This is a genomic window from Actinoplanes sp. NPDC048791, from assembly GCF_040650095.1.
Lineage (GTDB): Bacteria > Actinomycetota > Actinomycetes > Mycobacteriales > Micromonosporaceae > Actinoplanes.
In genome coordinates, this window is record NZ_JBEZGQ010000532.1 from 1 (window position 1) to 5831 (window position 5831).

Genomic DNA, 5831 nt, shown 5'->3' on the forward strand with positions numbered 1-5831 from the left:
GTGCGGCGGTGGCTCAGCGGCGCGCCGTCGGCGTTCAGGTGGTGCGGGGCCGCGTACGTGATCTCGGTGGTGACGATGTCGCCGGGCCGGATGCCGGTCAGCTCGCCGGTGGCGAAGTGCACCAGCCGGCCGTCCCGGGCCCGGCCACTCATCCGGCCGGTGCGCTCGTCCTTGCGGCCCTCGCCGGTCGCGACCAGGACCTCGACCTCGCGACCGACCTGCTTCTTGTTCTCCGCCCAGGTGATGTCCTCGAGCGTGGCGATCAGCCGCTCGTACCGCTGCTGGACGACCTGCTTGGGCAGCTGGTCGGCCATCGTCGCGGCCGGGGTGCCCGGGCGCTTCGAATACTGGAACGTGAAGGCGCTGGAGAAGCGGGCCTGGCGGACCACGTCCAGGGTGCGCTCGAAGTCGTCCTCGGTCTCGCCGGGGAAGCCGACGATGATGTCGGTGGTGATCGCGGCGTCCGGCATCGCGGCGCGGACCTTGTCGATGATGCCGAGATACTTCTCCGAGCGGTAGCTGCGGCGCATCGCCTTGAGCACGTCGTCGGAGCCGGACTGCAGCGGCATGTGCAGGGAGTGGCAGACGTTCGGCGTCTCGGCCATCGCGGCGATCACGTCGTCGGTGAAGTCCTTCGGGTGCGGGCTGGTGAAACGGACCCGCTCCAGGCCCTCGACCCCGCCGCAGGCGCGCAGCAGCTTGCCGAACGCGAGCCGGTCACCGAACTCCACCCCGTACGAGTTCACGTTCTGGCCCAGCAGGGTGACCTCGAGCACGCCCTCGGCGACCAGCGCCTCGACCTCGGCCAGCACGTCGCCGGGCCGGCGGTCCTTCTCCTTGCCGCGCAGCGACGGCACGATGCAGAACGTGCAGGTGTTGTTGCAGCCCACCGAGATCGACACCCAGCCGGCGTAGGTCGACTCGCGGCGCGTCGGCAGCGTCGACGGGAAGACCTCGAGCGACTCGAGGATCTCGACCTCGGCGTCCTGGTTGTGCCGGGCGCGTTCCAGCAGCACCGGCAGCGAGCCGATGTTGTGCGTGCCGAAGACCACGTCGACCCAGGGCGCGCGCTTGACGATGTCGCCGCGGTCCTTCTGGGCCAGGCAGCCGCCGACCGCGATCTGCATGTCCGGGTTCTTCAGCTTGGTCGGGCGCAGGTGGCCGAGGTTGCCGTAGAGGCGGTTGTCGGCGTTCTCCCGTACCGCGCAGGTGTTGAAGACGACCACGTCCGCCGCGTCGGCGTCCGCGGCCCGCACGTAGCCGGCGCCCTCCAGCAGACCGGAGATGCGCTCGCTGTCGTGCACGTTCATCTGGCAGCCGTAGGTGCGCACGTCGTAGGTGCGGGCGGCGGCGGGAGAAGTCTCGGTAGTCATGGCAATTGACCAGGGTAGTCCCTAAGCCGCGGCGGGTCGCTCCGGCGTCGGGACCGGCTTGTACCGCGAACGGCTGCAACCCGGGCCGCGGGCGCAGGCCGGATCGGAGCCCGTGCAGGGGCGGACGTGGCGGCGCTCCGTACCGTCGTCGGTCTCGACCTCGTCGACGTGCACGGCCCGCAGCGTGCCGTCCGGCTCGGCCAGCACGTACCTGGTGGGGTTGAGGGTGTCGTCGGGCAGCAGGAGGTCGGCGCCGAGCCGGACCGCGACGGCGCTGGCGATGGTCGCCTCGGTGAGCTCGCCCGGGGCCAGGAAGCATTCGATCGCCGTCGGGAAGTCGCCGCCGACGTGCCAGACGTCGCACAGCACCGCGCCGTCGACCGGAACGTCCAGGGTCGTCACCGGACGTTGCAGCGCCCCCGACAGAGCGTCACGGACCAAAACCGCATCCAGGCGTTCCGCGACACACCAGCTCCACAGACCGTCTGTCGGATCGGCGTCAGCCATACCGCTCATCGTGGACATCCCTTCGGCCGTACACCTGCACAGTTACCGCTCCGTGACCAATCTCGGCGTGAACCGATACAACCGCGCCCATAGAGTGACCCCATCCGAGTGAACCCAACGACGGGACGGTGGTCCGACGGTGCCGACAAGCGAGCCTCTCATCGTTCTCGACGGCGTCAACAAGTACTTCGGCCCCTTGCACGTCCTGCAGGATGTCAGCCTGTCGGTCGACCGTGGCGAGGTGGTCGTCGTGATCGGACCGTCCGGGTCCGGTAAGTCGACGCTGTGCCGGGCGATCAACCGGCTCGAGCCGATCAACTCCGGCACGATCACCTTCGACGGGCAGACGCTGCCGGCCGAGGGCAAGGCGCTGGCCCGGCTGCGCAGCGAGGTCGGCATGGTCTTCCAGTCGTTCAACCTCTTCGCGCACAAGACCATCCTGCAGAACGTCATGCTGGGCCCGGTCAAGGTCCGCGGCGAGAAGCCGGCGGCGGTCCGCGAGCGCGCCATGGCCCTGCTCGACCGGGTCGGCATCGCCAGCCAGGCCGAGAAGTACCCGGCGCAGCTCTCCGGCGGCCAGCAGCAGCGTGTCGCCATCGCGCGGGCGCTGGCCATGCAGCCCAAGGCCCTGCTCTTCGACGAGCCGACCAGCGCGCTCGACCCCGAGATGGTCGGCGAGGTGCTCGACGTGATGACCTCGCTCGCCCGGGACGGCATGACGATGGTCGTGGTCACCCACGAGATGGGTTTCGCGCGACACGCCGCCAACCGGGTGGTCTTCATGGCCGACGGTCAGCTCGTCGAGTCGGCGCCCCCGGCCGAGTTCTTCGACAACCCGAAGAGCGAGCGCGCCCGGGACTTCCTCTCGAAGATCCTCACCCACTGAATGTCCACAGCGGATACCCCCTCTGCGTTGTGTGTGCAGGTTCGACAATGTTCTCCAGTTTCCAGCAATTCGCAGTTCTAAGTCAGAGGAGCGGGACGATGCGCATCACCCGAATGACGGCAGCGGTCGGGGCGTTCGCCCTGGCGATGGCCGCCGCGGCATGTGGCGGCGACGACAGCGGGTCGGGTTCCGACGCCAAGGCCAGCGGCATCATCGGCAAGGCAGCCGGCGGCAAGCTCGTGTTCGGCGTCAAGGCCGACCAGCCCGGCCTGGGCCTGCAGACCGGTGGCACGTACACCGGCTTCGACGTCGAGATCGCGAAGATCATCGCGAAGGGCCTCGGCGTGCCCGAGACCGGCATCGAGTACAAGACCACGGTGTCGTCCAACCGTGAGCCCTTCCTTCAGCAGGGCCAGGTCGACATGGTCGTGGCGACGTACACGATCAACGACGAGCGCAAGAAGGTCGTCAACTTCGGCGGCCCGTACTACATCGCCGGTCAGGACCTGCTCGTGCCGACCGCGTCGACGATCACCGGCCCGGAGTCGCTGGCCGGCAAGAAGGTCTGCTCCGTCTCCGGCTCCACGCCGGCCAAGCGGATCCAGACCGAGTACAAGGACGCCAAGCTCCAGCAGTTCGACGCGTACTCCAAGTGCGTGACGGCGCTGGCCGGCGGTCAGGTCGACGCGGTCACCACCGACGACATCATCCTGGCGGGCTACGCCTCCCAGGACCAGTACGCCGGCAAGTTCAAGGTTGTCGGCAAGAAGTTCAGCGAGGAGCCGTACGGCGTCGGCCTCAAGAAGGACGACACCGCGGGCTGCAACAAGATCAACGACATCCTGAAGGCGGCCGCGGCTGACGGCTCGTACAAGGCGGCGTGGGACAACACGCTGGGCAAGAGCGGCCAGGCGGCCCCGACTCTCGATGTCGCCAAGCTGACCAACTGCAGCTGATCTTCTGATGGACGGGCGGGGCCGGCAGCGCCGGCCCCGCCCGGTTGTTCCCTGCCGCGGCGTGAGGAAGTGAGGACGATGGACGTCTTCTCCGATCCGAGCAACTTCGACGTGTACGTCACGGGTTTCCTCTGGATCCTGAAACTGACCGCGGCCGGCACCGTGGGCGCGCTCGTGCTCGGCGTGGTGCTCGCCGCGATGCGGGTCTCGCCGGTGCCGGTCCTGCGCGGCTTCGGCACCCTGTGGGTCAACACGTTCCGGAACACGCCGCTGACGCTGATCGTGTTCTTCTGCTACTTCGGTCTGTTCTCGACCCTGGGCCTGTCCCTGGCCGACGACATCGACCTCAACAACTACTGGCTCGGCGTGATCGGGCTGTCGGTCTACACCGCCGCGTTCGTGTGCGAAGCGATCCGCTCCGGCATCAACACGGTCCCCGCCGGGCAGGCCGAGGCCGCCCGGGCGATCGGCATGTCGTTCTTCCAGACCCTGACGATGGTGATCCTGCCGCAGGCCGGCCGCGCGGTGGTCGCGCCGCTGGGCAGCATCTTCATCGCCCTGGCGAAGAACTCGACCATCGTCGGCACGATCGGCCTGGCCGAGTCCTCGAACGCGATGAAGGAACTGATCAACGCCAACGGCGACGCGGTCATCGCGATCTTCCTGGTCTTCGCCGGCACCTTCGCCCTGGTCCTGATCCCCACCGGCTACGCCTTCGGCTGGCTGGCCAACCGGCTGGCGGTGAAGCGATGAGTGCCGACGCTGTTCTCTACGACCACCCGGGGCCCCGGGCCAAGGTCCGTAACGCCGTCCTGACCGGGATCTTCGGTCTGGCCGGGCTGGCCCTGCTGTACTGGATCTACCGCAAGTTCGACGAGAAGGGCCAGTGGGCGGCGGCGCTGTGGGAGCCGTTCACCGAGTCGTCGACCTGGACGGACTACATCCTGCCGGGCCTGTGGGCGACCCTGAGCGCGGCCGCCGTGGCGATGGTGCTGTCCCTGATCTTCGGCATCGTCTTCTCGGTCGGGCGGCTCTCCGACCACTGGTGGCTCAGCGTGCCGGCCGGCGTGGTCGTGGAGTTCTTCCGCGCCGTACCGCTGCTGCTGCTGATGTTCTTCATCTTCTACGGCGTCCCGTTCATCACCGAGGCGCCGATGGACCCGTTCTGGGCCGTGGTCAGCGGCCTGACGCTCTACAACGGCTCGGTGCTGGCCGAGGCGTTCCGTGCGGGCATCAAGTCGGTGCCCCGCGGGCAGAGCGAGGCCGGTTACGCGATCGGCATGCGCAAGAGCCAGGTGATGCGCGAGATCCTGGTGCCGCAGGCGACCCGGGCGATGCTCCCGGTGATCGTCAGCCAGCTGGTGGTGCTGGTCAAGGACACGGCGCTGGGCTACATCATCGGCTACCCGGAGCTGCTGCAGGACGGCGTCAACACGCTGGCGGCCAACTTCGGCAACATCGTGGCCGCAGCGATCGTCGCGGCGATCATCTACATCGTGGTGAACGGGTCCCTGACGGCCCTCGCCGGCTGGCTGGAACGCCGGACCCGGCGCCAGGGCAAGGCCCCGAAGGTTTCCGGTGGCCCGGTGCCCGCCGCGGCAGTGCAGGCAGGCGACGCGAGCGTAGGTTGAGCGCGGTGATCCGGCGCCCGGGCAACCCCGGGCGCCGGAAACCGTTCAGCCGTCCTGCTGCAGCTTGGCCAGGGTGAGGACCTCACCCCGGATGCCCCAGCCGCCGTCGGCGACCTCGTCGATGAGCACCATGGTGTTGTCCCGTACGGCGTCGCCGAACGTCTCGGCGTACAGGTCGGTGACCCGGTGCACGAGGACCTCCTTCTGCTCGTTCGAGAGCAGCCCGGCGGGCACCTTCAGATTCGCGAACGGCATGTCGTCTCCGCATCGTGGTGATGATCGGGCCGGCGTCCGCTGACCCGGCACCAGCGTGGCGCCCGGCCGGGCGGTCAGCCAGGGGACGTCAACCCCTGGATGCGCCGGCCCGCACCGGCGACTCGGGCCGGGTGAACCTCTCTGAGCTGGGCGTCTTCCTGCGAACGCGACGGGCCCGGATCCCCCCCGCCGAGGCGGGCCTGCCGTCCGGGCCACGCCGCCG

The 5831-nt window shown here is 68.9% G+C and carries 7 protein-coding genes and 1 pseudogene; 5 read left to right on the forward strand and 3 right to left on the reverse strand.

Features of this window, described 5'->3' with window-relative positions:
- Both miaB and AB0C29_RS30165 read right to left on the reverse strand, forming a co-directional pair.
- Window positions 1-1373: tRNA (N6-isopentenyl adenosine(37)-C2)-methylthiotransferase MiaB (gene miaB, locus AB0C29_RS30160; protein ID WP_360827132.1), on the reverse strand; the 1373-nt coding region annotated here is incomplete at its 3' end.
- 21 nt (window positions 1374-1394) lie between these two features.
- A complete protein-coding gene (locus AB0C29_RS30165; RefSeq protein ID WP_360827135.1) occupies window positions 1395-1880 on the reverse strand; it encodes a hypothetical protein in 486 nt (161 codons plus the stop codon).
- Window positions 1881-2019: 139 nt separating this feature from the next.
- On the opposite strand from AB0C29_RS30165, the gene AB0C29_RS30170 reads away from it, so the two are divergent.
- The 4 genes from AB0C29_RS30170 (at window position 2020) to AB0C29_RS30185 (ending at window position 5353) form a co-directional block, all read left to right on the forward strand.
- Window positions 2020-2766: an amino acid ABC transporter ATP-binding protein gene (locus tag AB0C29_RS30170; RefSeq protein ID WP_360827138.1), complete on the forward strand. Its 747-nt coding sequence runs from the start codon at window positions 2020-2022 to the stop codon at window positions 2764-2766.
- A 98-nt stretch (window positions 2767-2864) separates the two neighbouring features.
- On the forward strand, window positions 2865-3722 hold the full coding sequence (locus AB0C29_RS30175; RefSeq protein ID WP_360827141.1) for a glutamate ABC transporter substrate-binding protein: 858 nt from the start codon (window positions 2865-2867) through the stop codon (window positions 3720-3722).
- Between the two features lie 78 nt (window positions 3723-3800).
- Window positions 3801-4475 (forward strand): amino acid ABC transporter permease, encoded by a 675-nt coding sequence (locus AB0C29_RS30180; protein ID WP_360549695.1) that lies wholly within the window; start codon window positions 3801-3803, stop codon window positions 4473-4475.
- Complete coding sequence (locus AB0C29_RS30185; protein ID WP_360827144.1) at window positions 4472-5353, forward strand: amino acid ABC transporter permease; 882 nt, start codon at window positions 4472-4474, stop codon at window positions 5351-5353. Before AB0C29_RS30180 ends, AB0C29_RS30185 begins: the two co-directional genes overlap by 4 nt.
- A gap of 45 nt (window positions 5354-5398) precedes the next feature.
- On the opposite strand, the gene AB0C29_RS30190 is transcribed toward AB0C29_RS30185, so the two are convergent.
- The gene (locus AB0C29_RS30190; RefSeq protein WP_360827147.1) at window positions 5399-5608 is read right to left on the reverse strand and encodes a 4-oxalocrotonate tautomerase family protein; all 210 of its coding nucleotides are present in this window, start codon (window positions 5606-5608) and stop codon (window positions 5399-5401) included.
- 131 nt (window positions 5609-5739) lie between these two features.
- Between AB0C29_RS30190 and AB0C29_RS30195 the strand changes: the two are divergent.
- Window positions 5740-5831, forward strand: a pseudogene (locus AB0C29_RS30195) (transcriptional regulator); the annotation flags it as partial.

What these genes read in the sequence shown, in the direction of transcription:
- AB0C29_RS30190 (WP_360827147.1), bottom strand. Translation starts at nt 5,608, where the DNA reads ATGCCGTTCGCGAATCTGAAGGTGCCCGCCGGGCTGCTCTCGAACGAG.
- AB0C29_RS30175 (WP_360827141.1), top strand. Translation starts at nt 2,865, where the DNA reads ATGCGCATCACCCGAATGACGGCAGCGGTCGGGGCGTTCGCCCTGGCG.
- AB0C29_RS30185 (WP_360827144.1), top strand. Translation starts at nt 4,472, where the DNA reads ATGAGTGCCGACGCTGTTCTCTACGACCACCCGGGGCCCCGGGCCAAG.
- AB0C29_RS30180 (WP_360549695.1), top strand. Translation starts at nt 3,801, where the DNA reads ATGGACGTCTTCTCCGATCCGAGCAACTTCGACGTGTACGTCACGGGT.
- AB0C29_RS30165 (WP_360827135.1), bottom strand. Translation starts at nt 1,880, where the DNA reads ATGGCTGACGCCGATCCGACAGACGGTCTGTGGAGCTGGTGTGTCGCG.